35 protein-coding genes are annotated in these 25,859 nt (G+C 59.0%); 8 read left to right on the forward strand and 27 right to left on the reverse strand.

Features of this window, described 5'->3' with window-relative positions; all coding sequences use genetic code 11:
* Positions 1-431: 431 nt before the first annotated feature.
* The 3 genes from LG385_RS24535 to LG385_RS24545 form a co-directional block, all read right to left on the reverse strand.
* Positions 432-965: a hypothetical protein gene (locus tag LG385_RS24535; RefSeq protein ID WP_225776428.1), complete on the reverse strand. Its 534-nt coding sequence runs from the start codon at positions 963-965 to the stop codon at positions 432-434.
* 371 nt (positions 966-1,336) lie between these two features.
* Positions 1,337-1,663, reverse strand: coding sequence for a hypothetical protein (locus LG385_RS24540; RefSeq protein ID WP_225776429.1), 327 nt, complete (start codon positions 1,661-1,663; stop codon positions 1,337-1,339).
* Positions 1,664-1,727: 64 nt separating this feature from the next.
* A complete protein-coding gene (locus tag LG385_RS24545) occupies positions 1,728-1,952 on the reverse strand; it encodes a hypothetical protein (protein WP_225776430.1) in 225 nt (74 codons plus the stop codon).
* Positions 1,953-2,133: 181 nt separating this feature from the next.
* Here LG385_RS24545 and LG385_RS24550 point away from each other — a divergent pair, with 181 nt between their 5' ends.
* The 3 genes from LG385_RS24550 (at position 2,134) to LG385_RS24560 (ending at position 3,689) form a co-directional block, all read left to right on the forward strand.
* Positions 2,134-2,433: a type II toxin-antitoxin system RelE/ParE family toxin gene (locus LG385_RS24550; RefSeq protein WP_225776431.1), complete on the forward strand. Its 300-nt coding sequence runs from the start codon at positions 2,134-2,136 to the stop codon at positions 2,431-2,433.
* Positions 2,430-2,723 carry an addiction module antidote protein gene (locus LG385_RS24555; RefSeq protein WP_225776432.1) on the forward strand — a complete coding sequence of 98 codons (294 nt, stop codon included), beginning with the start codon at positions 2,430-2,432 and terminating at the stop codon, positions 2,721-2,723. The genes LG385_RS24550 and LG385_RS24555 overlap by 4 nt, the downstream gene beginning before the upstream one ends.
* A 627-nt stretch (positions 2,724-3,350) precedes the next feature.
* Positions 3,351-3,689, forward strand: a complete 339-nt coding sequence (locus LG385_RS24560) for a hypothetical protein (RefSeq protein WP_225776433.1) — start codon at positions 3,351-3,353, stop codon at positions 3,687-3,689.
* 257 nt (positions 3,690-3,946) lie between these two features.
* Here LG385_RS24560 and LG385_RS24565 read toward each other — a convergent pair whose 3' ends face one another.
* The 3 genes from LG385_RS24565 to LG385_RS24575 all read right to left on the reverse strand — a co-directional run bounded on the left by LG385_RS24565 (position 3,947) and on the right by LG385_RS24575 (position 5,748).
* A complete protein-coding gene (locus LG385_RS24565; RefSeq protein WP_225776434.1) occupies positions 3,947-4,285 on the reverse strand; it encodes a TrfB-related DNA-binding protein in 339 nt (112 codons plus the stop codon).
* A 113-nt stretch (positions 4,286-4,398) separates the two neighbouring features.
* On the reverse strand, positions 4,399-4,842 hold the full coding sequence (locus tag LG385_RS24570) for a hypothetical protein (RefSeq protein ID WP_225776435.1): 444 nt from the start codon (positions 4,840-4,842) through the stop codon (positions 4,399-4,401).
* A gap of 60 nt (positions 4,843-4,902) precedes the next feature.
* Complete coding sequence (locus LG385_RS24575) at positions 4,903-5,748, reverse strand: DUF932 domain-containing protein (protein WP_225776436.1); 846 nt, start codon at positions 5,746-5,748, stop codon at positions 4,903-4,905.
* Between the two features lie 861 nt (positions 5,749-6,609).
* Between LG385_RS24575 and LG385_RS24580 the strand changes: the two genes are divergently transcribed.
* Complete coding sequence (locus LG385_RS24580; RefSeq protein WP_225776437.1) at positions 6,610-7,350, forward strand: hypothetical protein; 741 nt, start codon at positions 6,610-6,612, stop codon at positions 7,348-7,350.
* A 177-nt stretch (positions 7,351-7,527) separates the two neighbouring features.
* Here the strand turns inward: LG385_RS24580 and LG385_RS24585 are convergent, their stop codons facing one another.
* The 14 genes from LG385_RS24585 to LG385_RS24645 form a co-directional block, all read right to left on the reverse strand.
* On the reverse strand, positions 7,528-8,274 hold the full coding sequence (locus LG385_RS24585) for a hypothetical protein (RefSeq protein ID WP_225776438.1): 747 nt from the start codon (positions 8,272-8,274) through the stop codon (positions 7,528-7,530).
* Between the two features lie 162 nt (positions 8,275-8,436).
* Positions 8,437-10,065: a DNA sulfur modification protein DndB gene (locus LG385_RS24590; RefSeq protein WP_225776439.1), complete on the reverse strand. Its 1,629-nt coding sequence runs from the start codon at positions 10,063-10,065 to the stop codon at positions 8,437-8,439.
* A 69-nt stretch (positions 10,066-10,134) separates the two neighbouring features.
* Positions 10,135-10,407: a hypothetical protein gene (locus LG385_RS24595; RefSeq protein ID WP_225776440.1), complete on the reverse strand. Its 273-nt coding sequence runs from the start codon at positions 10,405-10,407 to the stop codon at positions 10,135-10,137.
* A gap of 24 nt (positions 10,408-10,431) precedes the next feature.
* Positions 10,432-10,731, reverse strand: coding sequence for a hypothetical protein (locus tag LG385_RS24600; protein WP_225776441.1), 300 nt, complete (start codon positions 10,729-10,731; stop codon positions 10,432-10,434).
* 193 nt (positions 10,732-10,924) lie between these two features.
* Complete coding sequence (locus LG385_RS25490; protein WP_263974758.1) at positions 10,925-11,050, reverse strand: hypothetical protein; 126 nt, start codon at positions 11,048-11,050, stop codon at positions 10,925-10,927.
* A 909-nt stretch (positions 11,051-11,959) separates the two neighbouring features.
* Positions 11,960-12,172 (reverse strand): hypothetical protein, encoded by a 213-nt coding sequence (locus LG385_RS24605; RefSeq protein WP_225776442.1) that lies wholly within the window; start codon positions 12,170-12,172, stop codon positions 11,960-11,962.
* Positions 12,173-12,207: 35 nt separating this feature from the next.
* Positions 12,208-12,456, reverse strand: a complete 249-nt coding sequence (locus LG385_RS24610) for a hypothetical protein (protein WP_225776443.1) — start codon at positions 12,454-12,456, stop codon at positions 12,208-12,210.
* Complete coding sequence (locus LG385_RS24615; protein ID WP_225776444.1) at positions 12,453-12,725, reverse strand: hypothetical protein; 273 nt, start codon at positions 12,723-12,725, stop codon at positions 12,453-12,455. The genes LG385_RS24610 and LG385_RS24615 overlap by 4 nt, the downstream gene beginning before the upstream one ends.
* A gap of 64 nt (positions 12,726-12,789) precedes the next feature.
* Positions 12,790-13,299 carry a hypothetical protein gene (locus tag LG385_RS24620; protein ID WP_225776445.1) on the reverse strand — a complete coding sequence of 170 codons (510 nt, stop codon included), beginning with the start codon at positions 13,297-13,299 and terminating at the stop codon, positions 12,790-12,792.
* 1 nt (position 13,300) lies between these two features.
* Positions 13,301-13,876 carry a recombinase family protein gene (locus LG385_RS24625; protein WP_225776446.1) on the reverse strand — a complete coding sequence of 192 codons (576 nt, stop codon included), beginning with the start codon at positions 13,874-13,876 and terminating at the stop codon, positions 13,301-13,303.
* A gap of 359 nt (positions 13,877-14,235) precedes the next feature.
* Positions 14,236-14,745: a phosphoribosyltransferase gene (locus tag LG385_RS25860; RefSeq protein WP_225776509.1), complete on the reverse strand. Its 510-nt coding sequence runs from the start codon at positions 14,743-14,745 to the stop codon at positions 14,236-14,238.
* A gap of 595 nt (positions 14,746-15,340) precedes the next feature.
* Positions 15,341-15,490 carry a hypothetical protein gene (locus tag LG385_RS24635; protein WP_225776447.1) on the reverse strand — a complete coding sequence of 50 codons (150 nt, stop codon included), beginning with the start codon at positions 15,488-15,490 and terminating at the stop codon, positions 15,341-15,343.
* Positions 15,490-15,753 (reverse strand): hypothetical protein, encoded by a 264-nt coding sequence (locus LG385_RS24640; protein ID WP_225776448.1) that lies wholly within the window; start codon positions 15,751-15,753, stop codon positions 15,490-15,492. Before LG385_RS24640 ends, LG385_RS24635 begins: the two co-directional genes overlap by 1 nt.
* Before the next feature lie 754 nt (positions 15,754-16,507).
* Positions 16,508-16,846, reverse strand: a complete 339-nt coding sequence (locus LG385_RS24645) for a hypothetical protein (protein ID WP_225776449.1) — start codon at positions 16,844-16,846, stop codon at positions 16,508-16,510.
* 515 nt (positions 16,847-17,361) lie between these two features.
* Here LG385_RS24645 and LG385_RS24650 point away from each other — a divergent pair.
* From LG385_RS24650 to LG385_RS24660, 3 genes are all read left to right on the forward strand, one after another.
* Positions 17,362-18,216 carry a hypothetical protein gene (locus tag LG385_RS24650; protein WP_225776450.1) on the forward strand — a complete coding sequence of 285 codons (855 nt, stop codon included), beginning with the start codon at positions 17,362-17,364 and terminating at the stop codon, positions 18,214-18,216.
* A 71-nt stretch (positions 18,217-18,287) separates the two neighbouring features.
* Positions 18,288-18,797 (forward strand): hypothetical protein, encoded by a 510-nt coding sequence (locus LG385_RS24655; RefSeq protein ID WP_225776451.1) that lies wholly within the window; start codon positions 18,288-18,290, stop codon positions 18,795-18,797.
* Positions 18,798-18,822: 25 nt separating this feature from the next.
* Complete coding sequence (locus LG385_RS24660) at positions 18,823-19,248, forward strand: hypothetical protein (protein WP_225776452.1); 426 nt, start codon at positions 18,823-18,825, stop codon at positions 19,246-19,248.
* A gap of 326 nt (positions 19,249-19,574) precedes the next feature.
* Here the strand turns inward: LG385_RS24660 and LG385_RS24665 are convergent, their stop codons facing one another.
* Both LG385_RS24665 and LG385_RS24670 read right to left on the reverse strand, forming a co-directional pair.
* Positions 19,575-19,868: a hypothetical protein gene (locus LG385_RS24665; RefSeq protein WP_225776453.1), complete on the reverse strand. Its 294-nt coding sequence runs from the start codon at positions 19,866-19,868 to the stop codon at positions 19,575-19,577.
* A 93-nt stretch (positions 19,869-19,961) separates the two neighbouring features.
* Complete coding sequence (locus LG385_RS24670) at positions 19,962-21,371, reverse strand: DNA cytosine methyltransferase (protein WP_225776454.1); 1,410 nt, start codon at positions 21,369-21,371, stop codon at positions 19,962-19,964.
* Between the two features lie 803 nt (positions 21,372-22,174).
* On the opposite strand from LG385_RS24670, the gene LG385_RS24675 reads away from it, so the two are divergent.
* A complete protein-coding gene (locus LG385_RS24675) occupies positions 22,175-22,555 on the forward strand; it encodes a hypothetical protein (protein ID WP_225776455.1) in 381 nt (126 codons plus the stop codon).
* Between the two features lie 204 nt (positions 22,556-22,759).
* Here LG385_RS24675 and LG385_RS24680 read toward each other — a convergent pair whose 3' ends face one another.
* The 5 genes from LG385_RS24680 to LG385_RS24700 all read right to left on the reverse strand — a co-directional run bounded on the left by LG385_RS24680 (position 22,760) and on the right by LG385_RS24700 (position 25,825).
* Positions 22,760-23,677 (reverse strand): hypothetical protein, encoded by a 918-nt coding sequence (locus tag LG385_RS24680; RefSeq protein WP_225776456.1) that lies wholly within the window; start codon positions 23,675-23,677, stop codon positions 22,760-22,762.
* 124 nt (positions 23,678-23,801) lie between these two features.
* Positions 23,802-24,191 (reverse strand): hypothetical protein, encoded by a 390-nt coding sequence (locus tag LG385_RS24685; RefSeq protein WP_225776457.1) that lies wholly within the window; start codon positions 24,189-24,191, stop codon positions 23,802-23,804.
* A 229-nt stretch (positions 24,192-24,420) separates the two neighbouring features.
* Positions 24,421-24,735 (reverse strand): hypothetical protein, encoded by a 315-nt coding sequence (locus LG385_RS24690; protein ID WP_225776458.1) that lies wholly within the window; start codon positions 24,733-24,735, stop codon positions 24,421-24,423.
* The gene (locus LG385_RS24695; RefSeq protein ID WP_225776459.1) at positions 24,728-25,075 is read right to left on the reverse strand and encodes a TrfB-related DNA-binding protein; all 348 of its coding nucleotides are present in this window, start codon (positions 25,073-25,075) and stop codon (positions 24,728-24,730) included. The genes LG385_RS24690 and LG385_RS24695 overlap by 8 nt, the downstream gene beginning before the upstream one ends.
* A 102-nt stretch (positions 25,076-25,177) precedes the next feature.
* Entirely contained in the window at positions 25,178-25,825 is a 648-nt protein-coding gene (locus LG385_RS24700) for an OmpA family protein (RefSeq protein ID WP_225776460.1), read from the reverse strand.
* Positions 25,826-25,859 lie beyond the last annotated feature (34 nt).

Genomic DNA, 25,859 nt, shown 5'->3' on the forward strand with positions numbered 1-25,859 from the left:
CTGGAACGCGCTGCCCCTCGAAGTCTGCTCGTCGGCTCTCGGTTGGTCGCGGTAAGCCCGGGCTGTCCAGAGCCGTGCCGCGTGCCGGGGGACCGTGGAATAACGCAGGCCGCGCAGCGGACAAGGCTATGCCGCGAAAGCCCCTGGCAGGCAAGGTGCGGCGGCGGATAGACCATCAGGGCGGCGCGGCCAACCGAAGGCCGGCGTGCAGTACGCGAAGGCGAAAGGTCGGGCAAGCCCGGCAGGGCGCGCAGGCTGAAAGCCGCAGGCAAGCGGAGCGCGCAGCCCGGAACGGGCGAAGGCGTGAGGGATTGAAGCCCCGAAGGGGTCAAGACGCGGCGGCTTTATCGCCGTGGCTTGATTCACGAAAGCCCGGCCCGGAGGGGCACGCCCAGGACAAGCCCGGAACGGCCCCTTTTGATTGGCTCCGACTACTCAGCCTGTTCGCCTGCCATACAAGCCAGGTCAATCGAGATGCAAGCCCCGGCCTTGTCGATCACCTCAAACACACACGCCGTGTCCGGCTGGCCACCGGCAATCCGATCTTGAAAATAACCCTGCGCGGCGTGCTTCGCGGCCTCTTGCGGGCTGCGGGCATCCTCCACGGTCAGTTCCCAGCGCACCGTGTACGTCGCGCTCGCGGCGCCGGGGAGGCAATGCTCACAGAGCCCGACTTGACCCGGCTCAAGATCGTCGGTGCAGCGTTCGCAGCGCATGGCATCCAGTTCGGCGCCATCGTCCACGTCACGCACAGTCAGGCCTATGCCTCGCAAATCCTCGGCGATGCTGTGGGGCGTATCGCTGTCCCATTCACGCCCGTCCAGCTCGGCATGAATGCGGGCGAGCGCGTCCAGATGGGAGGCGATGATGCTCATGGCCGTCGGGGTGAGCGCCGCGCGGGCGGCTGCGGCCTCGCGCAGCAGGGCGGCCATCATCCAGGGTTCGGCAGTAATGGTGGTAGTCATTGGTGTGCTCCGCGTGTGTGATCTGGTTTTCAACCCAGTCCCAGTAACCTAGCCACGTTTCTTCTCGGGCCACTTCGGCCCGCCACTCGCCATGTGTGTAGATTGGGTGATCGCCATGACCTGGCGCCGCGCAGTATTTGTCTTCGAGCTCGTCCGCAGTCAGCGCTGTGTCCATGCCGAACAGGGGGAACCCCTGATTGTTCAGCATGACGCCGATACGGCCCGACAGGTCGGCGTCGAAATCGGTATCGCTGAGCATGCCATGCAGCATGGCAAAGGCATCCAGAACCCGGGCGATGGTGCCGCGCGTCTTGTCGTCCAGTGGCTCAGAACGGACCCGGACGGCGCAGGAGCGCAGTTCGCGCTGTTGCCTATTCATCGTTGCGGCCTCCATCCGTGCTCGTCTCAGACGGACGCTGGTGCGCTCCCAGCCATTGTTCAAAGTAGTGGTGCACCGTTTCGCCTTCGGACTCATCACCGTCACTACCGTCCATGACCAGCGCGACAGGCTTTCCATGAATATCGGTGTAACCGGCCTCCTGTTGGAACTCGTCGTCTACATCGTCCTTGTGGCTGCTGGTGAACACGATCAGGACCGGCTGGGAACACTGGACGCTGTGAATGACACCACCAGTAATGTCGACGACTACGCGCACGGCGCGCGGATCGAGGCGGGATGCGGAAAGGGTAGGGCTCATAGTGTGTTTCCTTCGCAGAGAGAGCCCCGGCGCGGTTGCCGCCGCTGATGCCGGGGCGAGGGGCTTAGGCTGGGTAGACCGGCCCGGCGGTGTTGCTGCCTTGGGCTGGAATGCCTTTGTCGTCGTTGTCGGCCAGATAGATCGTGCCGTTCACGACCGCGAGCACGCCCATGCCGGGTTGCGCTTCCAGGTGCTCATTGGCTTTGCGGATGCCTTCGCCGGTATTGGGATACTCGGCCACAACCGCGAACAGGCGGCCATAGGTGCGAAAATGTGTTGCGGTACCCATAGGAATAACTCCTTCGCAGAGGTTGCCCCGAAGCGGTTGCCGCCGCTCTAGCCGGGGCGTCGTCGCCTGATTGCGATGACAGGATTAGTATCGCCTACTCGCTTTTATTTGTCCACCTTTATATAAGTAAAAGACGACTGTTTGCTTGACCTTTTGTCTGTTTTAACGGACAATAGACCCTATGAAAACAATCAAATCCACCGACACTTACCGTAACTGGGAGCGCAAGCTGAAGGACTCCCGCGCACGGGCTACGATCATTGCGCGCATCACGCGGCTGGCGAATGGGCTAGCGGGTGACGTGAAGCCTGTAGGGCAGGGCGTTAGTGAACTGCGGATCGACTATGGACCGGGCTACCGCGTCTATTTTCAACAGCGGGGCGAACAGCTGGTAATCCTGCTGTGTGGCGGCGACAAGTCCACCCAACAACGCGACATTGAAAAGGCAAAGCAACTGGCAAGCCTTTGGAGCGACGAATGAAAGAGCAACTGCATGACTACGATCCGGCGGAAGGTCTGACAGACCCTGAGTCCATCGAGGTCTTTCTGGCCGATGCCTTCGAAACCGGCGATGCCGACTACATCACCACGGCGCTGGGCATCGTTGCCCGCGCCAAGGGGATGAGTGAGATTGCCAATGAAACCGGCCTGCGCCGTACACACCTGTATGACGCCCTGGGAGAGAAGGGGAATCCGACCCTTCGCACCCTGCTGGCCGTCACGCAGTCGCTGGGCCTTGACCTGACCATCCGCACCCATAACCCGGCCTGAACAGGCCGGAGGCGCTTGACGCCGCGACCCCAGGGTGATGCTCCGAGGCAGAGCGAGGGAGCGGGCATTAACGCTTTTGGAGCGGAGCGCGAAGCGCGACCTGCCTTGCAGTGGGGGTCATAAGCGCGCCACCTGGTAGGGGATGCTCGTCAGCGTCGGTCGGTCGCGGTAAGCCCCGGCTACCAGAGGCCGGCCCGCACGCAAGGGACCGTGGAATACCGCAGGGCGCGAAGCGTACAAGGATATGCCGCGAAAGCCCTTGCGTGCATGAGGGCCGGCTTCTGGTAGACGAACAGGGCGATCGCGGCCGACTGACGCTGACGGGCGCCACGGGGCGCCGGCGGGGATCCGGCAAGCCCGCAGGGCGCGCAGGCTGAAAGCCGGAGGCAAGCGGAGCGCGCAGCCCGGGGCGGGCGAAGGCGTGAGGGATTGAAGCCCCGAAGGGGTCAAGACGCGGCGGCTTTATCGCCGTGGCTTGATTCACGAAAGCCCGACCCGAAGGGGCACGCTACTTGGGCCACAGCCCGTTTTTAAATATTTGATACTCCTTGCCGATATAGGCCTTAGAGGTCTGTAAGCCCTTGCGGCTTGCTCCTCTAACCTTCATACGTGACCAGGAGAATGGCTATGTCCAATTCGTCAACTGACAAGGATGGCCGCCCGCGCGATCTGCAAGACAATCTAGTCGATACCTCGAAAAGAGCTGCCATTGGTGGCGCAGCGGGTGCAGGCGTCGGTTATGGCACCGGGTCGCTTTTGAAGCGAGTCGTGGTCTGGGGTAAAAAGGGCGATAAGGACTGGGGCAAGGGCTGGAAGGCCAACATTGCGCTCAGCGTAGCGGGCGCAATTATCGGCGCTACTTCTGCAGCCGCTACCAAGATCGAAGATCTGCGCATTTTGGATGGCGCTGGCCGTGAGCAAGCCAAAGCGAAACGCGATCACGACCGTTTGCTAGGCAAGAAATAAAGTAGCTCATTGGTACTGTTGGTCTTGCGGCCCCTCCTGTCACATAGAGGATTTGAGCGGCCGTACTAACGGCTCAGGGTGACTTTGATATCTGACTCTGGCCGTTACCTCACTTTTTGCTGAAACCGTCTTCATAGCCAGCCCGTTCAGTTCAACTCTTAATGGCTTCGGCGATTTATTAGGATAATCAAATACTTATGAACTGCCCGCGCAGTGGGCGAGCGGCAGTCATGAATTGTGTTTGAGTCTCTTTTGACTCACATTTGACTACTTTTTGTATCAGCTTTGGCCCCGCTGTATTGGGCCGCCAGCGCCATGACTGCGGGCACCTGGTGCTCGGTTACCCAAACCAGCACGGGGCGCAGATCCTCTTCGAGGTGGTCGGCGACTATGGCAAGAACGCGCGTCACTGCCTTGTGCACGGTCTGCCGGTTCACCCCGGCTTCGCCGGCAATGGCGGAGATGCTGCGCTGTTCAACCAGCACTTGCTCCGACCATCTCAGGGTGTTGGCTTCAAGGTGCTGCAGGGCGGGTTGGATATCCGCCCACAGCTCGGGGCTGTAGTGGGGCAGGGATGATTTTCGACCTCGGGCCATGATGATTCCTTAACTGTCTTCGTGTTTACGGCGCCGCGGCGGTCCAGCTTGCCAGACCGCCAAGGCGGCAATGCGGTGTGGGAAACGGCGGCGGTCCTTCGCCGTGTGCAAGCTCACAGGGGCAGACGCCACGGCTCGCCTCTGGAGACCGCTTTGCAGCGGTGCATGATGAACGTGTGGGGTAGGTTGGTCACGCCTCGGAACATCCAGTAGCACCCGAAATGTTGCGCATAAACGGTCCCCAACATGGGGTCGGTGGCGTCGGGCACCTTGAACGAGCGCCCGGCTTCGCAATGCTGGAAGTCCAAGGCATGCGGACTCATCAGCGCGCGCTCGTAGCGATCCTCACTGGAGAGCTCCGGCCGCGTGCTGTGAATGCGGTCCAGGGCCTGCAAAAACTCTTCTTCATCCAGAAGCACGGCGTCAGGGTGGCGCACCTTGAGCTCCACCAGCATCAAGCCTGAATGGGTGGCGATGAAGTCGCCCGGGCCGTCGCCGATCCGGCGGGCGGTGTCGATGAACTGGCAGTTCTGTTTGGCGCAGAAAACGTGAGTCATGATCCGATCCTCGAGGGTAGGGCAGGGGACCGGGCGCGTCTGGCGCGCCCGGCAGGCCTATCAGGCGGCGCGCAGCTCGCGCATGCGTTCAGCCAGCAGCCACAGGGCGCGGTTGATCTTCGTGTCCTGGTCCATGCCGGTAATCGGGCGGGTGGTGGTCGGACGGTTCTTCTGATTGCGGCCGCGCAGCCCGCCGCGAATCACGTTTTCCTGAATCACGTTGAAGGTGGTCCACAGGTCGCGGCCCTGATCTTCCACGCGGCCAGGCATCAGCAGCTGGTCCTGACGGATCGGAACGTGCTCACCGGGCTCATAACGGGCGACCAGCGCGGCCTCGGCGAAGATCTGGCGCTCGTCGTGGGAAAGCTGCAGCGCCTTCATGCCTTCGCGTTGCTCGTTCACGCTGTCGAAGCTCTTGAGCACTTCGAAAGCCCCCTCGATGACGTTGTGACGCACGTCGCCGCTATGGCGAACGCGCACGTCGCCGGTGGTATCGCCGATCACCAGCCCATTGGCGCATACGAAGCGGAAGCAGCCGGACATCATGTGGTAGCTCGAGGAACCGTCGTGGCTGTTGAGCAGGATGATTTCGTTCGCTTCCTGCTGGTTGATCTGCGAGGCGGGGCGCAGACGGATCATGTGCTTGGTGAACTCGTGGCGATCTTCCTTGCGGGTGCGGGTCTGGCAGACCATGAACGGCAGGAAGCCTTCATTGCGCAAGCCCTTGAGCACGTCGCCGGTTGGGATATAGGCGTAACGGGAAGAACGCGATTGGTGGGCTTCATTCGCGAAGATGGATGGCGCCACCTTCATGATTTCGTCGTCTTCCAGAGGGCGATCCATGCGCAGCATGTGAGCCGAACGGAAGCTGGAAGCTAGGCGGTGACGGGTACGGGATACGAACATGGAAGAACTCCTATCTATCGCAGAGGGCCCCGGGAGCGGTTGCCGCCGCTCGTATCCGGGGTGTCGTCGCTTGATTGCGTCGACAGGGTTAGTATCGCCGAATCAGGCTTTATTGTCCACTATTTTATTCATTACAATAGCGCCATTTGTCGGCCTTCGGTGGTCCAGGGCGGATGCTCGGAAGCTGAGGCGAGGAGCGGGAAACAAACGCTTTTAGCGAAGCGCGCAGCGCGCCAGCCTTGTCCTGGTCCGTAGCAGCCACCCTTGCTGGCTGGATGCCCGTCGGCGTCGGCGTGGTCGCGGTAAGCCCCGGCTACCAGAGGCCGGCCCGCCTGCAAGGGACGTGGAATACCGCAGGCCGCGCAGCGGACAAGGCTATGCCGCGAAAGCCCTTGCAGGCATGAGGGGCGGTTTCTGGTAGTCGATCAGGGCGTCGCGGCCACGCCGTTGCTGGCGAGGCTTGCCCGGTCTCAGGCGCAGGACATTCAGCGGGAGTCGGCGAAGCCGCTCACGGCGGCCAGAGGCCGCAAACGATAGGGATGGAAGCCCGGCCACGCCGGGCCGAGGCACGGCGGCTTTTGGCCGGGGCTTGGTTCACGACAGCCCGGCCCGTAGGGATCGCCCATGATAGGTACAAGCTACTGCGCTTGGCGGCTTTAGGTGAATCCCTTAAGAGAGGCTTAAAGTCGCGCATGTAAATCGGCGTCCGGCCCCCCATAACCCCTTTTAACGCGCAATTTGATACCTAATACAAGATTTTATCTTTGTCACACCGAAGCTGCCTACTGCTCATACTCGGCATATTGCGATGTCGTAAAGCAATCCGTTAGGCTTCGCTACCTAATCAGACAAGGATGTGTCATGTATATACGCGCTTCGCTGCTCGCGACAGTTCTAGCTTGCTCAGGAACAGCCTTCGGAGCGGATTGCAACGTTGACGCCAGGCTTTTCCAGGCCGCCGTTTCGATGCGGGACAAAGGCATTACTGAAGCTCAAGCGATATCCTATGCTCCCTCGGTGATCAAGGACCCAGCTACTCGCGAAACGATGCGAGCAGCCATTTATGCTGCATACGAGCTTTACCCGACTTATGGTGTTGAAGACATTACTCGTCTTGGGAAATCCCTGTGTGAGGCCACCCAGCAGCAGGCCCAAGCGCAGGCGCCGGCGCCGGCGCCGGCTGCCCCAAATGGTCCGGCTGCGCCGCCAGGCGTACCAAGTTATATGTACGATAAAGCTTCTCCGCTTTATGTGGATCTTGAACCCTTAAAAGGCATCCCCGAATACGCTGCTGACAATCCCAGTGAATTAGTGATAGGGAAATGGCGGTGCCAGAACCAAAAGGGTACATATCATTGGACTGACACCTATAAAGCTGATGGCACGTTTGAGACCGTGGAGCTGGAAGGGGATATGCGGTCCGCTCGTGGCACCTATACGGTCTCAGGGAAACTCCTCAAGACAGATCGCACAGAGATGACGGACAAGGGTGTAACTGAAGCTGACACAGGCAAAGAGTGGATCTATCTCTACTTCGCTTCGCCAGATCACCGCTTCAACACAATGGCCAAAGCCTATACCGACTGCACGCGCGAGTCCTAAGCTCGCAAGCTGGCGCATGCTGCGGCAGAGCTGAAAGCCATGCTGCAGCATGCATAGGTTCCCACACGGCAGGTCATCAGCGCGCTCATCAACCTGCCGCAATTCATCTCAGCCTTTAGCCTCTAGTAAACGAAAGGTCGCCACTGCCACACCGCCGTCGGCAAGACCGACCCAGCGTCAGGCGCAAGACTGCTCAGCGCCAGCCGGCGAAGGTGCCTTCGATCGCTGGCGCTCCCAAGCGGTTTTTACGAGGGCACCTTCATGTCCGAAATCGAAGCGGGAAAGATGCCTGATGCCTACAACAGGAACCTGCCGACCAGCCACCAGCGCGGTAAACCCGTAGGTCGCGTAGTAAGCCGATGTGTCGACGTGATCCATCGAGCCGCTTACCCCGAAGGACTCCCAAAGAATCTTGCCTGCAGAGGGCGCTTGCAGACTGTTGCTGTAGGCGATGATCAGCTCCGGCTCGCAAAGCGGGACGGTAACCTGTTCGAAGAAATCCATGGATCGGCGCGTCAGCTCAGCCAGACTGCCTAGAGGGCTTTGCCGTGCAGCCTTATTGATCGAGGCCGCATCCGGCGAACAGAGCAGCAACGAGTTGGTGTAAACGGTCTCTTGCCAGTCGAACCCCAGCAGCCCGGGAAGCCTTGTCAGCCGCTTGGCCAAAGTTTTCGGCCCCCATCCTCCCTCCAGGCCGAGCGCGACATTGCTGAAGGCGGGGTCTTCAAACCCTGCATGCACTGCGCCGGCATTGGTGTGAATGGCATCCGCAATGGAGCCATTGAAACCCACCATGATTAGCTTTTTAGTGGTGGGAGGCGCTGCCAGAAGCCCAAATGAGCAATCGTAGGGGCGCGCTGCGAAGTCGCTTAACGCCAGTTCGTCCAGTTTGGAAAGAATGAAATCGCGGGTCTGTAACAGCATGGCCTCGTCCGTAGGCATGGGAGTAGCCTTATGATATCAGTGCTCCTAAAACTGCCGCAGCCGTTTTCGGCCATTTGTTTCTATGGGCACGACTGGTGATGTGACGTCTGGATTCAAGGCCAGACGTCACACGCCAACTTGATAGTGGGCCCTCTATTACATTTACCGCCGGAGCTCATTCACCCGCTTATCAACCTCGGCGAGCTCAGCAGGCAACTCGATGCTGGCCAAGCGCAGGAGCTGTGCGGCGGTGGACTTCACACCGTCGCTGGTTTTCAGCATGCGGCCCAGTACCACGCAACGGTTCTGCCAGAGCTCGCTGCTCTTGCTCGGATCGACTGCCTGCAGATGAGGCATCGGCTCCCAGTTCGCCACCGTGGGGTCGAGGATCTTGGCTGTCCGATCCAAAGGCAGCATGGAGGTACCCGCGAACAGGGCAGTACGGCCGAACATACCCAGCGCCTCCAGGAACACGGCATGCCCGATCACGAACGACTCCCGCACATCCGGGGCGGCAATGTCTCCCTTTACCATGGCTCGCCATTGGGGCAAATGCTCACCGCAGACTTCGAAGAACGCCTGCACATGGGCCTCGATCGCCTGCAAGTGGCTTTCTTCCAACGTGCCTACAGTCTTTTCGTCCACGCCCGTCAGGAGCGTCACGAACTTCTTGAAAGCCACCAGACTCCAGAGCTTGAACGACCTGGCCCCGGGCACGCTGTTCTCGAAGTCGATCCGACGTTGCACGTCGGGCAGCTTGCGCAGCAACTCGAGGGTCCAGGCATTGAACGGGTTGCGCCGGTCGTAGAGGGCATTAAGCGAGCTCGACGGTTTGACCTGCTTGGTATTGATGTCGGCGAACATTTGCTGGGCCCGGGCAAGGCCCTGATCGAAATGGATCTGCACCGAGGCTGACTCGCGCTCGAGCGCAGGATCTGCACGCAGGGCTCGCTCGATCGCATAGCGGCGGTGCTGACCATCGTTGATGAGCATGGTGGCATCCATGGGAATGTGCAGCATGCCCAGCTGGGGCGCAGCCTCCAGCGGCTCGAACACCATTTTCTTGTCAACCGAGGTGGTCAGCGAAGGCAGGACGTAGCTGTCACTGTTGGCCAGGATGTAGTCGCTCAAATCGTCGGCCCGCTTGGGGTTCAGCTGGCGCTGGGCGCGCAGTTCCGCCGGCACCACGTCTTCATCGTCGGACACGAACATCTTGGCCAGGATGCGGTAGGGGATCATGGCGGAAAAATACTCATGGCCTGCCTGGATACCGCGCACGGCCGGGAAGGAATAGCAGAACTCTTCCCGCAGCGCCTCGACGGTCTGTTGCGTCTCGAATCCCCGCGCGCGCAGGTGCGCTTCTTCCTGAGCCGCCACTACACGGGACTGATGTTCTTCGCGCACCTGGACTTCGTACCGCTCGCACAACTCTTCAAGCGTGAGGCCTTCGCTCGCCAGGTGGTAGCCGGCTTCGGCCGCCAGCAGCCCGGGCTTGCCGGTCAGTTCTTCCGCCAGGATGTCGGCCATCAGCCGCTTATGGAAGGCGCCCCGTTGTTCCCTGTCATGCTTGTCCAGAAGCTCGGGCACGATGTCACCCTTGCGCAGGGCATCTTCGGAATGGACAGCCACGAAAAACACTTCGCTACCGCCACCGGCTTTACGCTTTTGCAGCTTGCGCGCGTGTGCTCGGGCAGTTGTCTCATCGTTGTGCAGCGAGACGACCTGGCCCCGGGAATAGGACTGATCAAGGTAACAGGCCTGCGCGGCCAATACGGCGTCGTACTTGGACATGGTGTACTCCATTTCGCAGAGGAGACCCCGCAGCGGTTGCCGCCGCTGTGCTCGGGGTCAGGTTGGGGACTAGCCGCGGCGCCGAATCAGCCGCAGGGTGTAACCGGCTACCACCGTGAAGATGGCCAGCGCTGCCAGCGCGACCGATCCCCAGGCAATCAGGACGGCGTGCTGAGCCATGAGCGGCACGCCGTCCCCGGGCAGCTGGATCAAGCCGAATTTGAGGCTGGCGCGGCCCAGCATGTGGCTGGCCAGCAGGCAGACACTTACCTGCATTGCGAGGCGCGCGCGGCGCAGCACCGGCAGGGGCGAAGTGGTGGGTAGGGCGAGGGAGGTGTTCATAAGCAATCTCCTATGCGTAGAGGTCTACAGCTCGAAGCCGCCGCCGACAAGGATCACAACGAGGTATGCGATCGCCAGTGCCGCTGCGACCACGGCGCACGCAATGAAGCCCAGAACGATCAGGGCAAAACCGGTGGCGAAGTAGCACCCGATGTCGGGCGTACAGGCCGGCATGTGCACGGTCGAGAAAGCCAAGTGCTCGAAGCCCTGGGCGAAGCTGAGCCAGCCGATGCTCCACGCGGCCGCGAAAAACAGGCTGCCCCACAGGGCGATTCTTGCCAGACCCCGGCGGAAATAATTCACATCACTCATTTGCTCGGCCATGGCTGTAAAGCCTCTACTTGCGGTTCACAGAGGGGCCCCGGAGCGGTTGCCGCCGCTGGTACCCGGGGTGTCGACGCAGGATCGCGGCGACAGGATTAGTATCGCGCAGGCCTTCTACTTTGTCCACTGTTTTATTCATAACTAGCCGCATAAAAAGGCCGCAGCATGGCAAATAGCGGCCCGGTTCAGGTCGTTACTGGAACACGCCGTTTTCCAGGCAAGCCATGTTCACGGCAATGGCCAGCGGGCGTACCCAGACGGGGAGGCTGCTGAGCACGAAGGTTTCGCCTGCTTCGGGCAGGAGCAAGATAGTGCTCATGACCTCTCGAGCTTGGCGCGGTAAGCACCAATAAAAACGCCGCCCCGACAGAGCCAGGGCGGCGCGGTACATCAATGGTGCCAGTGATCCCGGAAGAACTCCCACACCCGATAGATGCGGTAGCTCGTCCATACTGCATCAATCATCTGACGCACAACGCTTTCACGTTTCTGCATGGCTCAGGCCTCCTTATAGTGGGGCCTAACCTCCAACGCACCTCCAGACCCGGCGCGCCTTTGTGACGAAATCAATGCGACTTGATTCGCTGAGGCGACCAATTCCCTAGAGCCCTTCAATCTGTCTGGTACGGCGTCCTACCGCCGTGTTGATCGAAGGGGCCATTGCAACGTTTCCCGACTGCGCATCGCTGGGCATTCGGCCTTGCAACTGGAGCGAAGATATCGCGGCCCGCAGGGCAATGCAATCGCAAAAATTCGGAAATTCTGCGACATATTCATTATCCTTGCGGCTATCTCCGCAAAAAAATACGGAAATGAATAGGCCGTTGTACATTTCTGATTAACGCCGATGAAGCCGCGTGAGCCTTAGTGATGGAGAAAATTTTCTCATACACTTCAAAAATGACTCCGCAAGCATCCACAACCTTCTACTTGCGCCAGGTTGTTCACAGTGCTTAAATCGTTTCGCGACTTGATTCGCTGATGCATTCACGCTAGCTCCTACACTCGCGTGAGACGAAAAACCGCCTTTCCTACGGGCGGTTTTTTTATGCCCGCAGGTTCTGTCCGTGCGTGAGCAGTATACGGACAATCCCCAACCAAGCGTGAACCTGAACGGCGCTTTCCCGGACGCCCTTCAGAACACCTTCACCAACACGCTGAACGTGTTCCGGACGGTGCCGAAGTAAGGGGTGTAATTGATCCCGTATTTGACCTTCCCGTAGTCGTGCTACAGCTCCACCCCAAACCCCCGGATCCCCACTTTCTCCGCGAACCGCTCCACGGCCGTGAGGCTTGCCCAGGTGCGCACGGGCTCGCGCCGCGAACGCAGCGGGATCAGCCGCGAACCCGGGCCACCCAGGCGGACCGCCACGGTCCACTTGCCCCGGTCGTCTTCGGCCCGGGCCACCACCACTTCGCGCACCGCGTTGTTGTGCACCATCAGCTTCAACGCGTCTTCATCAATACCCTTGCCGATCAACTGCCCAGCTCCGCTATGCGCCCGGTCAGGGCCCGTTCATACAACACAAATAAATCCTCGGTTTGGGCCGGCGGCATGACCTGTAGCCACTCCAGCGCCTCGGTAAAGCCGGCGGCGCGCTGCTCGGCCAACAGCGCCACGTTCATGCTATCGGCGCGCTGGATGCCCTCCAGCAACGCTTGGCATTTCTGCTCTAGGAAGTCAGGCAACCTCAACGGCGCCACGCTCAGCGTGGGCCTGCTCATGGCACACACGCGCACAGGTAACCCGGCGCCGTCATAAGGGCCAGCTGTTGCCAGAGGGTGCCCGCCCGCGCACCGCCGGCCATATACGCCGGGCCTTCGAGCGTGGCCACGTCGCACGGGGTCACGTCGTCCAGGCCAAAGCACGCGTGGCCGTATTCATGGTTGGCCAGCTGCACCGCGCCGGCCGCGTCATAGGCGACATACACGGCGTCCTCCCCCACCCAGTGCAAGGGCCGGGTCAGATTCAAGGCTTCGTTGGCTGGTTTCATCGCATATCCTCCAGTGCGTTACGCGTAACGGTAGGTCATGCCGGTGGACGCCTGCGCCGGTGATTCACACGGAGTCGTCCACCCACTCGGATACAAACCCTTCCCCCTGGCACAGCGCGCAGTCTTCGCGCCGGCTGAAAGTGTTGTGGCAGGCCGGGCAGCGGTAGAAGGGCGCCAGCTCGATCTGCCGGGCCACCGTCCTGAGCGCTTCGCTGCCCGGGGCCACTTCCTCCAGGGCGTCATGCAGGGCCAGCGCGGCGCGGTACGCGTCCGGATCGCTCAGGCGCGGGGCCAGCCCCGGCGGCGGCGCGCCGGTGTCGGGGATCAGTCGCCAGCGCTCGCCGTCCGGGCGCACCCAGGTCAGCCCCTCCAGGCGGCCGCCGAAGCGCTCGGTACTCTGCGCGTACTCGATCCATGGGCCCTGTTCGTCCACCCGTACCAGCGCGTCATACGCCTGGACGCCTTCACGCGGCAGCAGGGTCAGGGCACGGCTGCCCAGCCGGGCCGCCGGTTCGGACTGGCCGGGCCGGTACAGCAGAAACCGCCCGGCCGGGCTGTAGGGCCACTGACGCATCCTATGCCCCCACGCGAAGCGCTAAGGCCCGATATAGGGTGGCTCGATGGACTCCTAATAACCGCGCCACGCCTGCGACCGGCTCCCCTTCGTCGATCAACCGCCGCGCATGGGCCAACTGCTCTACGGAAAGAATCGGCTTGGGCCCAAATCGAACCCCCTTTGCCTTGGCGGCCGCTCGGCCAGCACTGGTGCGCTCACCAATCAAAGAGCGCTCGAAATCAGCAATCCCGGCAAAAATCGTCAATACCATGCGCCCGGCCGGAGAAGTGGTGTCGGCCCAAGGCTCAGCCAGCGAGCGAAGTCCCGCGCCTATTTCCCTAAGCCTCTCTGCTATATGCAGCAGGTCTGTCGTAGATCTAGCCAAGCGGTCCAGTCGTGTTACCGTCAAGACGTCACCGGCCCGCAAGTGTTCTAGGAGCCGGTTCAGCTCAGGGCGTTCACGCTTGGCGCCGCTCGCCTTTTCTTCAAAAATACGCTGACAACCGCCTTGGCCAAGAGCCAGCAGCTGCTGTTCGAGATCTTGGCCTACCGAGGAAACCCTGGCATACCCAATCAACTGCCCTACGTTCTGCATGGCCCACCTGTCGCACAATATGTTGCAGTCAACTTACCACTTGCGACAGATTCATGCGACAAGCGAAAGCCAACAAATTGGGCTCACTCTGGATTGTCGCTTAACTTAGGATATGTGCGACACATGATCCCAAAAAAAAGCCTTCTTAGGCCTTTAAATGAGGAAAGGGGAACCCGTTTCCGGATTCCCCTCTCATGTTGCATGTTAGCCGATGCCTAACGTAGCGATATTTGGCTCTTAAAGCCGGACCTCGCTTGACGGTGCTCGCTCGGGCCCGCAGGTAAACCTGCTTCATATTTATAGACCATCGGGCATACTGATGGTCTTCCTACGTGGCTAATTCCATCACGTGGTAATGATTATGTCAATACCCTATTTTTCGGGGGCTCTGGCGGATCGCCCAAGGGCCGCCCCCCGTCCAAGGAGCTTAATAGACATAAAGCAGAAACCCGATCTGCACCCGACGCCACTAGCAGGCGAGAAGCCGTCTGAATAGACGTTCCCGATGACAGCAAATCATCAACCACAAGCACCGATAGCCCTCGCACGCTGAGGTCTTCGTTAATCTTGAAGGGGAAGGTGAGAGGACGAAGGCTGTTGTCTACTTCCTTCAGCTTGAATAGATCGTTTGGGCTTGAGCTTAGCGTATTGATGAGAGATGTAACGTCTCTCCGGCGACTCCTGGGGATCTGCCCGGAGGAAACCAGATTTCTCAACGTCTCCGCGACTTCTGCATTGCTGCATTTCACAAAGAAACCGTAGGCAATAGGGGTATCAGGCTGAAAGCGCCCTGCCCGTCTAGCCAAACCGCTTGCAATAGGGTGGCTTGAGGGCAAAGGGATGATCAAATCATACGCCTGCCGGGCCATAAACCGACTCAAAATGAATCGCAGATTCGGGATAAATTTAACGATCTCAGCGGCCGAAATGTTGTATCTGCGTAGCCGTTTTAACGCATAGATCAGGGGGTTTCCGTCCCCATGATGACTTGCCGCCTTACGGCGCCGGAAGACAGAAGCGACCTCTACCCCATGAACCGACTGTACAAAAGGGTTTTTTTCCGCTGACGTGTCTACTAGTAGCTGATGCTGATCAGTATAGAAGACGGCCTTGTCTACAACCTCTATTCCCACTACCTACGCCCCTATCTGATCAGGACGGCGTTTTACCATACCGCAGGCAGAAATCCGAGCTTGAAAGCCTGACGGCCAAGCAGGCCGCCCGGGTCAGCCGCGATCATATCGCCCAGGGCCAAGGTAATGCGGTTGGGGATTGCAGCACATTCATGCGGTGGGTTCGTTGTCATCGTTCAGATCAAGGGTGCTGGCCTGCTCGGCCGTATGTCGCGCCAGGACGGATAGCCCTCGCGGTTTCGTTGAGTCGTAGACGCATTGCGGGCAAATGTGCTCGCCTTCGTCCACCCAGCCCCATGGCTCTCCCGCGTAATCGCGGCGGATGCCCAGGTCATTGCACCTCGGGCACGGGTAGCACGCTTCCACGCAGGTATACAACCGCACGGCGCTCGCGGGCCTCCTCCCAGCTCTCGCCGCGCTTGGCCAGCGCCGCCACCTGGGCATCGGTCAGCTCCGGCGGCAGGTCGAACAGCGAACGCATCACCGCGGCTCCTCTATATAGGTGCCACCCTGAGCTTCACGGGTGATGCGGTCTTCCACAAAATGGCTGTACGCCGCGTCGGCCAGCTCGCGCAGCTCAAGGTGTTCCAGGCTGTCCACCACGCCTTGCGCGCACAGCGCGGCCGCCAGCCGGCGCAAGTCGGCGTGCCATGTGTCCAGATTGGCTTGCGCCTGGGCGTCATTGAGCAGCCCTTCCCACTCGGCCAGCCGGCCGGCCTTCTCTTCGTCGGTGTCGCACAGCATGGCGGGCTCTCTTTGATTGCATTACGCATGACTGCTAAAGATAAACGGGTTCAACGCGGCCGGCGGCCGCAAGCGATAGGGATTGAAGCCCGGCCCCGCCGGGCCGAGACACGGCGGCTTTTTGCCGTGGCTCGGTTCACGAAAGTCCGGCCCGCAGGGATCGCCCCGGGCCTGAGTTTGGCGCTGAACAGAGCGGGAACAGAAGGGTAGGGGAGCAACGCAAGGCTGCGACTGGATATCCAGGAGCCAGAAACGAGGAAGCCAGACCCCGGCAAGGGTCTGGCCTCAGTACTGCCCTCTGCGAAGGAGCGCAATGGCTATAAATTTACGCGCTGTCGTCAGGCAGTGCAAGTCTGCGTTTAATCAGACGTTGGAACAGCATACGTATGCTAAGGATATACACCCAAGCAGTAGCGGGGAGGAAGACGGCGCAGCATCATTGAACCGTCCTGCATCGCTACAGCTTCGAAGCGATCGCCTGGCACAGTACCGGTTCGGTCGAATGGACCCACGTCACCCAATATGAAACCGTCCATAGTCGGAGTGACCTTCACAGCGAACCTAACCCCCACTCGAGTCGCCTGCGATGTGGCCCATAACGCAGCCTCGCGATATTGAGCTCGAGCGTCTGTACCGCAGTTAGGACACCAACCGTCCCATATCCACTAATGCGTACGGAAGAACCTGGCGACGGGGAAGCAGGTCAGGCATCCAGGACACCAGACATTTTCAGGCTGCGCAGTTACTGCTGGATTCATGCCTTGCCCTCCAGCGGGCCCTTTGGGGCATTCATCCATTCATTCAGCTCAGCAGAACGCGGAATGTTCAAGTCGCATTCGGCTAGAAGCTGCGCCGCCGAATAGTACGGAAACGCAGGCCCGGGCTCGGCCAGCACGTGCTGCAGCTTGACCACCGCTGCCATCAGTGCGTGCACCTGGACAGGCGTATCAGCCAGCGCTTCGAACTGCTCAGCGCCAAGTCGACGTAAGCCTTCAACCAAAGCGTCGTACTCAGCATGGTCAAGACCAAAGCGAGGCGTGTGGCTCTCATGCACATACGCGGCCTTCATGAAAACATAGGATTTGTTACTCATTCTCAGACTCCGAAGTCCGCCTCAAACGCGGTTCGTTCTGGAAGATATCACCGAAATTCCTGATTTTTTATAGCCAACGTGTTGCCCGAAAAAATAGCCTTAAATAGCCGTTTTGCCCGACGAATGGCATGATTTAGCCCATTTGAACACCCAAGCGAGCGTACCGGTGAGCAACAAGCGAAGCTGAAATGAAGGCGGATGCATTTTGCAGCATAGCCATATCTACCCGCGCAATGTGTCCCAGCGATGCGAAGAGAGCGGCCTAACCGAGCGTGGCTACACCCTTATAGGCCTGATCGCTCGCCCGGCCGCAACATCTGGGAATGGGCGTCTTTTCCGGTGCAGCCTGATCAATCAACTGGAAGTGCTCGCGCTGGCAGCGCCGGCAGACATACCGAAAATGGGTCGATTTTTCGTTAAGAAAATTTATTAAAGAATATTGTGCCGCTGCCGACTACCCCCTGGACTAAACACTCAAGGGGATTTTCGTGTCAGGTAGCTCAAGCATACGCAAGATGTTGGACGCCATCGTATTTGGGGTGATGCTGGTGGTCGTATGTGTCGTAGGCGCTGGTTATTATGCATACCATTCCGCCAAAGATTTTATTTTGGACAACAGCGAAATCAGTATAGGAAATGAGTGTGAAGGTAATGTAGTTGGTGCTGATGACACCCTTTCCCGCTTTGTGCTCTACTCTGCGCGGTACAACTCGCGGGCCTTTGAGAAAAAAATCTGCATCCTTGACAAAAAAAGTGGGCTGATAGAGTTTTCCGAGAAGCTAGCCGGGTACAAGGATAAAACAATATATTCAAAGGAAAAAAACATAACCGGACTATTCAAAGACCTCCCGGTCGAAATGGCGCAACCCTTTGAAGCAGTTTCACTACCCAGAATCCAGTTCTTAAATAATGCGCTGTTAATAGTCGACAGGGATCAGTTTACCCCGAACCATATTCAGGCCGCCGTCTTGAATTATTCCGAGCTGAATCTAGAAGGATTCAGTTTCTCAAGGTGGCCAAAAGACGACTTTGTGCCAATGGACTCGAATTATGATGTCCTATTTGAGAAAATGTACCAAGATGCAGATGATTATGTTGTTAGCTGGAAGCAGTTCGGTTCAAAGGAGCCAGCTGGTAAATTTGAGCAAACTCTCAAAGGCGCAGATTCTCTGAGCGGTCTTTTTCTTGGGGACAAGGTACTAATCAGCAACTCTGGAAAAGTGACAGCCTATGCACTTGATGGCCATACACTAGCAGGTAAGTTTTGCTGCGGCGCTAGGCTTGCTTTGCTACCGGGAAATCCAAAGTGGATAGTTTCCAATGGCGACCCGCTCAGGCTTTGGCAGACAAGCACGGTTGACTCGAAATAGTTGAGTAAGCATTGATGAGTCGGATAATAACCCGTGTAGTGAAGGAGGCCGCAAGCTCTCTGAGCCGTAGCTTGGATCACTTTTATCCCGCGCACAACACCAATGGGTTCAATGAGCGAAATTTAACCTACCAGTTTGCCAAGGCGTTCGAAAATAGGAAGAATTCTTGTGCCTTTATGGAGGTGCCTTTCTTTAACAAGAAAAGAGAGGTATTCAGTCACCATATAGATGCTCTGGTCTTCGATAAGCGCATAGCACTGTTCATTGAAAGTAAAAGACTGTTCAGCCCGGACAAGGTTTCCGAGATCAAGGCGGACTTCGAAAGGATGAATGAGGCCAATTTACTACCCGTCCTTGAGAAATTATGTTTGCGACAAAATCCTAACCGAATTCCTTATCGCTTAATCTTGGCCGAGACATGGAAAGAAAAGGTGACGGATTGGTGGATGGGGGGCGATACAACCGTTACTTGGGATCGTAGCTGGATACCGAAGGATAGAGGTGTCATCACAGTAAAAGAGTGGGAGCACAGTAGCGCCAAGTTGCATTGGTTGTATGCTTTTTCACCACTGGCAAATTAAAGGCGATCATAATGGAGCAAGGCATATGGATGGTCAGCAGAAACTTAATTGGTTTAAAAAATCTTTCATATGCTTTGCTTCGAAGATTTTTTTCCATGATTCGACCCCAGGCGTTATAGCGACCTATTTCTTGACGGGGTTAGCTGTTGCATCAGCTGTCGGATGTTTTCTGGCGTTTCAAGATGGCCCGCATATTATCCTTAACGTTTTTGCGATAACGACCAAATTCATGGCATGGTTAGGTCTTGCATATGGAACGATGCAGAAGCTTGGAACGCCCCTGGAAAAAGAAATTAATGAGCTTCGGAAAAAGCATGGTAAGAGTCAGATATTCCCGGAAGCACCTGAAAAATCCGATAAGGCTGCATGGACTCACCTATGGCTATGGCTCATAGGCTTTATTTTTCTGGTTTTGGCTACATGTTTAGATACGTGGAAAGCTTCTTTGTGACGGCGAGCGCGCCTTCGGGTGTATAGGCAGGCCACAATGTCGCTGTCGCCGACGTAGTAGGCCACCAGTGGAGGGCAATCCACTGGCGGATGCCAGTGCGGGCCAATATCGGCCTCGGACCAGCGCGGGGCGGTCGCGCATCTCACACCGGACTCAAGAAGCGCCGGCGTGCAAGGAAGCCAGTTGGCGGGCGGGTTAGTCCCGTTGGGATGATGCATGGCAGTGTCTCCGATCGTGACGTGCAAATACGTGGGATTCAGGCAGGAACGGGCGCGGTGGTATGAGGCCGCGCAGCGCTTTAGCGCCGGTTCGCCTGGTGCGCCTGGTCAGTGAAGGCCACCTTCGTGGTGCGCATCAAAACCGTCGTCCATTTCGGCCAGATCCGAATCCGCCGGAATCTGCTGCCGGCACTGTTCGGCCTTGCGTACCAGCCGGGCCATGTCATTGGCGCTCGTCTGCACCGCTCCGCACGGCAGGATCGAAGCCGCCGCTTCGTAGAGTTCGGCGGCGGAAAACCATTTGCGTTTGAGCTCGGCCTCGCGTGCGGCGGCGCACAGCGCGGCGCTCGAGCGTTCGGCTTTGGTGGGGATCAGGGAGCGGAAAGTGGAAGTCTGGGCCATGAGTATGATTCCTTCGCAGAGGTTGCCCGGCGCGGTTGCCGCCGCGGGATCCGGGGTACCGGGGCACGAATGCCCCGGCGGTTGAATGGATCGTTATGCAGCGATGGCCATGGCCGGGGTGGTGTCCTCGGCAATCGCCTCTTTCAATAGGGCGCCGATGGCGATGCCCACCGAATGAAACTGCGGGAAGACGACCGACTGACCAAGGATTTCATGGGCAACAGTCTCGGACTCGCCCTCGATCACCCCCTCGGGGATGCCCTTGAGGCGTGCGTGCTCGATCGGGGTGAACAGGCGGGACAGCTCGGGGAAGCGCGGGTGGATCAGGAAGGGCTCGGTTGAGCGGGCTTTGGAATAGAGTCGGCCGATTGTCCCGCAGGCCTGCTCGTCGCCGGTGAGCAGCTGGCGGGCAAAGCCCTTGCCGGCAGCCTTGTCGCGTACCGCCTTGTTGGCCAGATAGCTGTAAGTCTTCCAGCGGGGCGAGTCCTCGCCGATCGGCTCCAGCACGTCGCGAATGCACGCTTCCTTGATTTTGACCTGAGCCAGCGACTCGAAGTCGAAGGTGACGGTCAGGCCCTTGGTGACCGCCACGGCCACAAACCGTTGCCGGCGCTCCAAGGCACCGAAGGCCGCGCCGTCCAGTACCGCCTCCTGCAACACATACCCCAGCGAGTCCAGCACCGAACGGATGACCGCCATTGAGGCACTGTTCTGCAGCTCGGGCACGCATTCGAGCACGACGATCGCCGGATTCACGTTCCGCACAGCCTCGAGGAAATCAACAAACAGGGCCCCGGCCTTGGCGTGCTCTTCGCCGCAGGTCAGCTTGTTCTTCGCGCGGCCGGACTTGGACATACCGGTGCAGGGCAAACCGGCGGTGAGGACATCGCAGGCAATCGGGCTATGCTGCCAATTTACATCGCGTACATCCGAGCAGATGGCTACCGACTCGTCGCGCCACAGGTCGCGGTTGTTGCGCAGGGAGGCATCCAGATAGTTGGATTCGATCTCTACCGCCACTTGGGTAAAGCTTGGGACGCCCTTTTGCATCATGCCGTCATGCAGGGCGCGGTCCAGCACCCCGCCGCCATGGAACAGGCTGCAGACGGCCAGCTCTGCACCCTTGCGCAGCTTGGCCAGCACCCGGGCCACACGCTCACGGATCTTGCCCACCATGTGGTGCGCGGTCACGACGATGCGACCGTTGCGGATGGCCACGCGCACGCTTTCGACCTGCTCGAAGACTTCGCGCAGCTTGCCGGTACGAATCTCGAACAGGGGGTGCACAACGCCATTGCGTTCGCGCTTGCTCACATTGAAGGTTGGCCCCTGATAGGCCGCATCCACTTCATGCAGCTCGATCCGTTCGCCGGCAAGGGCCTTGAGGGAATAACGGGCGCCGACCTTTACGCCGGCCTTGGAAAGCTTCTGCCCTTCAAGCCACAAGCGCGGCACGTTGCGTGCCTCGCCAATCTTGAGGTTCAGAATGGTGGTCATAGTCATGTTTGACGTGCTCCTTCGCAGAGGTGCCCGGAGCGGTTGCCGCCGCTGAATCCGGGCGGTCAGAGCAGGATTGCTTTGACGGGTTCATTGTCTCGCATCGGTTTCGCCAAGTCAACTACATGTACAATGTTATTGTACTATAAATCCAGCGCTGCGCGCTTGACCTTGGGCCTGCTCCGAGTGCACAGGGGGGAGCGGGCATGAACGCCTTACCAGAGTGGCCGCGCAGCGGGCACAGCCCCGCCTTGACGACCTGGAGCGCGCTGCCGGCAGTGGGTCTGCTCGTCGGCGTCGGTTGGTCGCGGTAAGCCCGGGCTGTCCAGAGCCGTTCCGCGTGCCGGGGGACCGTGGAATAACGCAGGCCGCGCAGCGGACAAGGCTATGCCGCGAAAGCCCCTGGCAGGCAAGGTACGGCGACGGATAGACCATCAGGGCGGCGTGAACAGCCGGTGCCGGCGAGCTTACCGGGTGAAGGCGAAGGGGAGGGCAAGCCGTCCACCTGGACGGCGCGCAGGCCAGCGGCCGGAGGCAAGCGCAGCGCGCAGCCCGGCACGGGCGAAGGCGTGAGGGATTGAAGCCCCGAAGGGGGCAAGACGCGGCAGCGCCGTGGCTTGATTCACGAAAGCCCGGCACCGAAGGGTGCACGCCAGGATATTTCGCCGATAAAGGGCGGATGCCGAGTCGTCGTGCTAGAGCACGTTTTGCCATCATTTTGGCACCACTGTAATATTTCACTCCAATCAACCTACTGCCGATTGGCTGGGTACAGGCCTAGGTTCGCAACAAGTACAAGGAAACGGGTAGTGAAACTGCTGCTGATATTGGCCCTGATCCTAGGCGTTGCTGGACCTGCGCAGGCGGCTATTGATGGCAAAAACGAGGATGTCGGAGGTTTTCTCTGCATTCAGTTTGTACACGACAACCCATCGCTGAGAGAGGGCATGATGTGGGTAGCGGGTTATCTGTCCGCCGTTAACGCGGTGTCGCCGCTTAGCGATGAAGTCGAAGATATCACCCAGGACACTCCGTGGACCCTGCGCGTGGGATTTTTGGAAAACTGGTGTCGAGCACACCCGGATGCACGGCTTGCAGCGGCGATGCCTGAGCTGCTAACGATGATGCAGGAGCGGACTCGAGCCAAAAGTACGCCGCTAGGCAGGATATTGCTTAAACAAACGCAATAACGTTGCTAGAGCCGTGGGGCGCGTGACCGCGCACTTTCTTGGTCGGGCCGGCTTTAGGTGTTACATAGCAGAGTTGCCCCGGAGCAGTTGTCGCAGCCGGTTCCGGGCGGGTCCTCGCTCAAGCCGCTGTTGGCCTGGTGGCCGAGCCCGGTGTACGCGTTCAGCGCCTGCATGTGGCCCGGCCAAGCTGGCGGCACCTTTCTGCTACTCGTCAAATAAAAGCTTGATCGACAACGCCCGCTCATAACCGCCTATAAACGAACCTTGAAACGCCGCCAGCAGGTTGATGTTCATCCCAAAGCTAATGTTGAGAGAAATATCTTTCCTGATCTCCTTCAACGTTCCGGGGTTCAGGGCCGCATGTTCTGCAAGCTTCCGCAACTCGGGCGCAAGATGAAGAGCTTCTTTTATCTTCAGCATAAGCACCTCATCCACCCGGCACGCGGTGCCTGTCAGTGTAGCGTCAAGGCTAAATCTAGTGGCCCTGCTCAGGTTCAAGCCGAGTGAGGGAGCCAAGGCCAACACCTCTTTGCTGACACTGGCCTTCACCTCAGCTTTGACATCCGTGTTGTCCTGGAGGGTTATCCGTTTGGCACCCAATTTTGAGAAAATCTCAATAATGGCCACCCTTAACAATTCAAACACGCTGGTCGAGAAATCACTGGCGGGGACTAGCTGATCTTGATATTGAAAATGGATACCCGGGCGCAGCCGCGAGGCAGGAAATAGCGCCTGGGCCTCGTCCACGCCGCAGATAACGATGTCTGTATCGTCCGTGGGGAGCATCTTAAGTAGCAGGTCGTACTGCTTGCTCGAGGCAAACAGCCCTCGGTACACGTTAGCGTCATACTTCAGGTGGCAGGTGGCAGCAGTTTTCTTGTCAATCGCATTCGCTGCTGCTAGCAGGCCGCTCTTTACCTTGTGAACGGCCAAGCTGAGGTCACCACCCTGACCTGCCTCGTACAAGCGAAGAAAATGCCCTCTGAACAAGAGCATTTCCTTCAGAGTTTCTGTGGAAATTAGGGCATTTGCGACGCTCCCAATAACCTCGGAAGAGGTTTTCCCCTTTCGGACGTAACGGCCGGGTGTTTCGGTCGGTTTACTCGTAACGAGGAAGAGCATGGCTGGTCTCTTGGGCTAGGATCAAAGCGAATGTGCACCCTGTATCGACCCTGCGCAGACAATCTTAAGACTGCTCTGCTGCTCTGGCACTGGATTCCTAGCGCCTGGCGTATGTCGCATTAAATCAGTCAGGCTTCAGGTTCAGCTCTTTGCTACGAGAATGGGTCTTACAAATTTTTTGTCCTGCGATAGCCTCGTTCTTGCACCATTCGTTCTGCTTCGTGACAGCCCTGCATCGCGTGATTAGAGCTTCTTCCACGAAATCATAATGCACGCCTTCCCGGCCTGGCTTAGGGTCTTGCCTAGCGTAGCGTGCTGTTTTGAAGGTAACCCAGTTCGCCGGAAGCTCGGGGGCTTCTACGAACACACCTATGTGCCCTTCTGGCTCCTCCGTAAACCCGCTTCCAGTGGGTATGCTCAGTAATGGAAAGACGCGCGTGCCCGGAACGTCCACAAATGAGTCGCCATCGTTGGGCCCGCCGTTGAAATACAGTGTTGTCTTCCCTTTAGGCATCAATAAATCCTCTATTCACTGTCGCGCGTACCTGCGCCCTGATACTGCTAAACCACTGTGAAGAGGATAGGGCACTGGCAGTGCTGTTGAGTTAAGTCGGTGAAGCCCAGCGCTGATAAACCTCCAAGATCGCTGGGGCAACGTCTACGGTTTTTGCCTCTTGTATCCAATGGTGCAGCATGATGCCAAGCAGGTCGGCCAGCGTAAGTGTGTTGGCCAGGCGGCAAGGTCAGTTCGTCGAAGCCTGGTAGGCGGCCACGTAGTCGGACTCTATTTCACGCAGCAGCCTTGAGCCTTCTTCGCTCAAACCGCTGTTGGCCTGGTGGCTGAGCCCGGTGTACGCGTTCAGCGCCTGCAGGTGGCCGAGGTACTCGCGCCACGCCTCATCGAAGGCTTCGGCCGTAGTGTCGGGCTCGGCTTTACGGCGAAAAAAACGCATGACCGCTTCGAGCTCGAAGCGTGCATTGCCGATGATGGTCTGTTCCAGCTGGGTCAGCTCGCCAGCTGTCGATGGGTTCGAAGGCATAGGGTTTATGTCAGTCATCGGCTTCGGTCTTCTTGGCTTTTCTCGGGGCCCTGCGCACCGCAGGCGCCGCCTCGGTCATGTACGGCTTGGCCATTTCCAGTACCTGCTCCGCCAGGTGCTGGGGAAGCCAGACGTTTACCGGGACCAATCCAGCGATCTCCTGTTTCTCGAACCTGGTGCGTACACGCTTGACGGCCTCGTTCACCGATTGCCGGGTCTGCCCGAATTCGGTCGCCACATCAACGGGGCGTTTGCCTTCGACCAATACTGCCCGGGCCATATCGACCGTGATGACTGCAAAGCTGCGCAGGGCAGGGTAGACCTGATCCCACTGTTCAGCCGTGTACTTTGGTTGCATTAATCACGCTCCTGATGCGCTTGGTGCGAGGCGTGCCGGCGGACCTGAATTGTGCCCGCCGCCGCCTTCGTTTTGGTTGTCGGCATCCCTGCCTGGCTCGTTTTACCGCTGGGCGACTTGCCGCGGTACGACGTTGATTTCCACGCGCCGATTCTGGGCGCGGCCTTCCGGTGTAGCGTTGCTGGCCACGGGCTGGGAGGAACCGACACCCGTGGTTTGAATCCGTGAGCTGTCGATCCCGCTGGCGCGCAGATACTGCGCCACGGCTTCGGCGCGGAGCGCACTCAAGCCAAGGTTGGCATCTGCGCTGCCGGTCGAGTCGGTGTGCCCGGTCACGATCAGGTTGCTGTCGGGGAAATTGCTAAAGCTGCCCGAGAGCTGGCCAAGGGTGTTGTAGAAGGATGGCTGGATATCGGCTTTGCCCGTAGGGAAGGTAATGGCCCCTGGCATGACCAGCTTGATCTGATCGCCATTGCGCTCGACCTCAACGCCGGTGCCGCTCATGCGTTGGCGTAGTTCGGCTTCCTGGTTGTCAACGTAGTGTCCGTAAGCGGCCCCGGCAGTACCGGCCACAGCAGCGCCGATCGCGGCGCCACGGGCATTGCCCAGCAGCGCGCCGGCGGCAGCGCCTACCAGCGCGGCCCCGCCGCCGTAGGTTGCAGCTTTTTTGGTGGAGCCGTCCTCATTCTGGATCGCGGCGCAGCCGGACAGGGAGGCGATGACCAAGGCAGACACAATCAGTTTTTTCATGGGTATTTTCCTTAAAAGTTCGCAGAGGACCTGG

The organism is Pseudomonas sp. Marseille-Q5115 (genome assembly GCF_916618905.1).
In the GTDB taxonomy this organism is placed as follows: Bacteria; Pseudomonadota; Gammaproteobacteria; order Pseudomonadales; family Pseudomonadaceae; genus Aquipseudomonas; species Aquipseudomonas japonica_A.

Excerpts from the sequence above, each read along its gene's own strand:
- LG385_RS24535 (WP_225776428.1), bottom strand. The coding sequence starts at position 965 with ATGACTACCACCATTACTGCCGAACCCTGGATGATGGCCGCCCTGCTG.
- LG385_RS24540 (WP_225776429.1), bottom strand. The coding sequence starts at position 1,663 with ATGAGCCCTACCCTTTCCGCATCCCGCCTCGATCCGCGCGCCGTGCGC.
- LG385_RS24545 (WP_225776430.1), bottom strand. The coding sequence starts at position 1,952 with ATGGGTACCGCAACACATTTTCGCACCTATGGCCGCCTGTTCGCGGTT.
- LG385_RS24550 (WP_225776431.1), top strand. The coding sequence starts at position 2,134 with ATGAAAACAATCAAATCCACCGACACTTACCGTAACTGGGAGCGCAAG.
- LG385_RS24555 (WP_225776432.1), top strand. The coding sequence starts at position 2,430 with ATGAAAGAGCAACTGCATGACTACGATCCGGCGGAAGGTCTGACAGAC.
- LG385_RS24560 (WP_225776433.1), top strand. The coding sequence starts at position 3,351 with ATGTCCAATTCGTCAACTGACAAGGATGGCCGCCCGCGCGATCTGCAA.
- LG385_RS24565 (WP_225776434.1), bottom strand. The coding sequence starts at position 4,285 with ATGGCCCGAGGTCGAAAATCATCCCTGCCCCACTACAGCCCCGAGCTG.
- LG385_RS24570 (WP_225776435.1), bottom strand. The coding sequence starts at position 4,842 with ATGACTCACGTTTTCTGCGCCAAACAGAACTGCCAGTTCATCGACACC.
- LG385_RS24575 (WP_225776436.1), bottom strand. The coding sequence starts at position 5,748 with ATGTTCGTATCCCGTACCCGTCACCGCCTAGCTTCCAGCTTCCGTTCG.
- LG385_RS24580 (WP_225776437.1), top strand. The coding sequence starts at position 6,610 with ATGTATATACGCGCTTCGCTGCTCGCGACAGTTCTAGCTTGCTCAGGA.
- LG385_RS24585 (WP_225776438.1), bottom strand. The coding sequence starts at position 8,274 with ATGCTGTTACAGACCCGCGATTTCATTCTTTCCAAACTGGACGAACTG.
- LG385_RS24590 (WP_225776439.1), bottom strand. The coding sequence starts at position 10,065 with ATGTCCAAGTACGACGCCGTATTGGCCGCGCAGGCCTGTTACCTTGAT.
- LG385_RS24595 (WP_225776440.1), bottom strand. The coding sequence starts at position 10,407 with ATGAACACCTCCCTCGCCCTACCCACCACTTCGCCCCTGCCGGTGCTG.
- LG385_RS24600 (WP_225776441.1), bottom strand. The coding sequence starts at position 10,731 with ATGGCCGAGCAAATGAGTGATGTGAATTATTTCCGCCGGGGTCTGGCA.
- LG385_RS25490 (WP_263974758.1), bottom strand. The coding sequence starts at position 11,050 with ATGAGCACTATCTTGCTCCTGCCCGAAGCAGGCGAAACCTTCGTGCTC.
- LG385_RS24605 (WP_225776442.1), bottom strand. The coding sequence starts at position 12,172 with ATGGTGCACAACAACGCGGTGCGCGAAGTGGTGGTGGCCCGGGCCGAA.
- LG385_RS24610 (WP_225776443.1), bottom strand. The coding sequence starts at position 12,456 with ATGAGCAGGCCCACGCTGAGCGTGGCGCCGTTGAGGTTGCCTGACTTC.
- LG385_RS24615 (WP_225776444.1), bottom strand. The coding sequence starts at position 12,725 with ATGAAACCAGCCAACGAAGCCTTGAATCTGACCCGGCCCTTGCACTGG.
- LG385_RS24620 (WP_225776445.1), bottom strand. The coding sequence starts at position 13,299 with ATGCGTCAGTGGCCCTACAGCCCGGCCGGGCGGTTTCTGCTGTACCGG.
- LG385_RS24625 (WP_225776446.1), bottom strand. The coding sequence starts at position 13,876 with ATGCAGAACGTAGGGCAGTTGATTGGGTATGCCAGGGTTTCCTCGGTA.
- LG385_RS25860 (WP_225776509.1), bottom strand. The coding sequence starts at position 14,745 with ATGGCCCGGCAGGCGTATGATTTGATCATCCCTTTGCCCTCAAGCCAC.
- LG385_RS24635 (WP_225776447.1), bottom strand. The coding sequence starts at position 15,490 with ATGCGTTCGCTGTTCGACCTGCCGCCGGAGCTGACCGATGCCCAGGTG.
- LG385_RS24640 (WP_225776448.1), bottom strand. The coding sequence starts at position 15,753 with ATGCTGTGCGACACCGACGAAGAGAAGGCCGGCCGGCTGGCCGAGTGG.
- LG385_RS24645 (WP_225776449.1), bottom strand. The coding sequence starts at position 16,846 with ATGAGTAACAAATCCTATGTTTTCATGAAGGCCGCGTATGTGCATGAG.
- LG385_RS24650 (WP_225776450.1), top strand. The coding sequence starts at position 17,362 with ATGTTGGACGCCATCGTATTTGGGGTGATGCTGGTGGTCGTATGTGTC.
- LG385_RS24660 (WP_225776452.1), top strand. The coding sequence starts at position 18,823 with ATGGATGGTCAGCAGAAACTTAATTGGTTTAAAAAATCTTTCATATGC.
- LG385_RS24665 (WP_225776453.1), bottom strand. The coding sequence starts at position 19,868 with ATGGCCCAGACTTCCACTTTCCGCTCCCTGATCCCCACCAAAGCCGAA.
- LG385_RS24670 (WP_225776454.1), bottom strand. The coding sequence starts at position 21,371 with ATGACTATGACCACCATTCTGAACCTCAAGATTGGCGAGGCACGCAAC.
- LG385_RS24680 (WP_225776456.1), bottom strand. The coding sequence starts at position 23,677 with ATGCTCTTCCTCGTTACGAGTAAACCGACCGAAACACCCGGCCGTTAC.
- LG385_RS24685 (WP_225776457.1), bottom strand. The coding sequence starts at position 24,191 with ATGCCTAAAGGGAAGACAACACTGTATTTCAACGGCGGGCCCAACGAT.
- LG385_RS24690 (WP_225776458.1), bottom strand. The coding sequence starts at position 24,735 with ATGACTGACATAAACCCTATGCCTTCGAACCCATCGACAGCTGGCGAG.
- LG385_RS24695 (WP_225776459.1), bottom strand. The coding sequence starts at position 25,075 with ATGCAACCAAAGTACACGGCTGAACAGTGGGATCAGGTCTACCCTGCC.
- LG385_RS24700 (WP_225776460.1), bottom strand. The coding sequence starts at position 25,825 with ATGAAAAAACTGATTGTGTCTGCCTTGGTCATCGCCTCCCTGTCCGGC.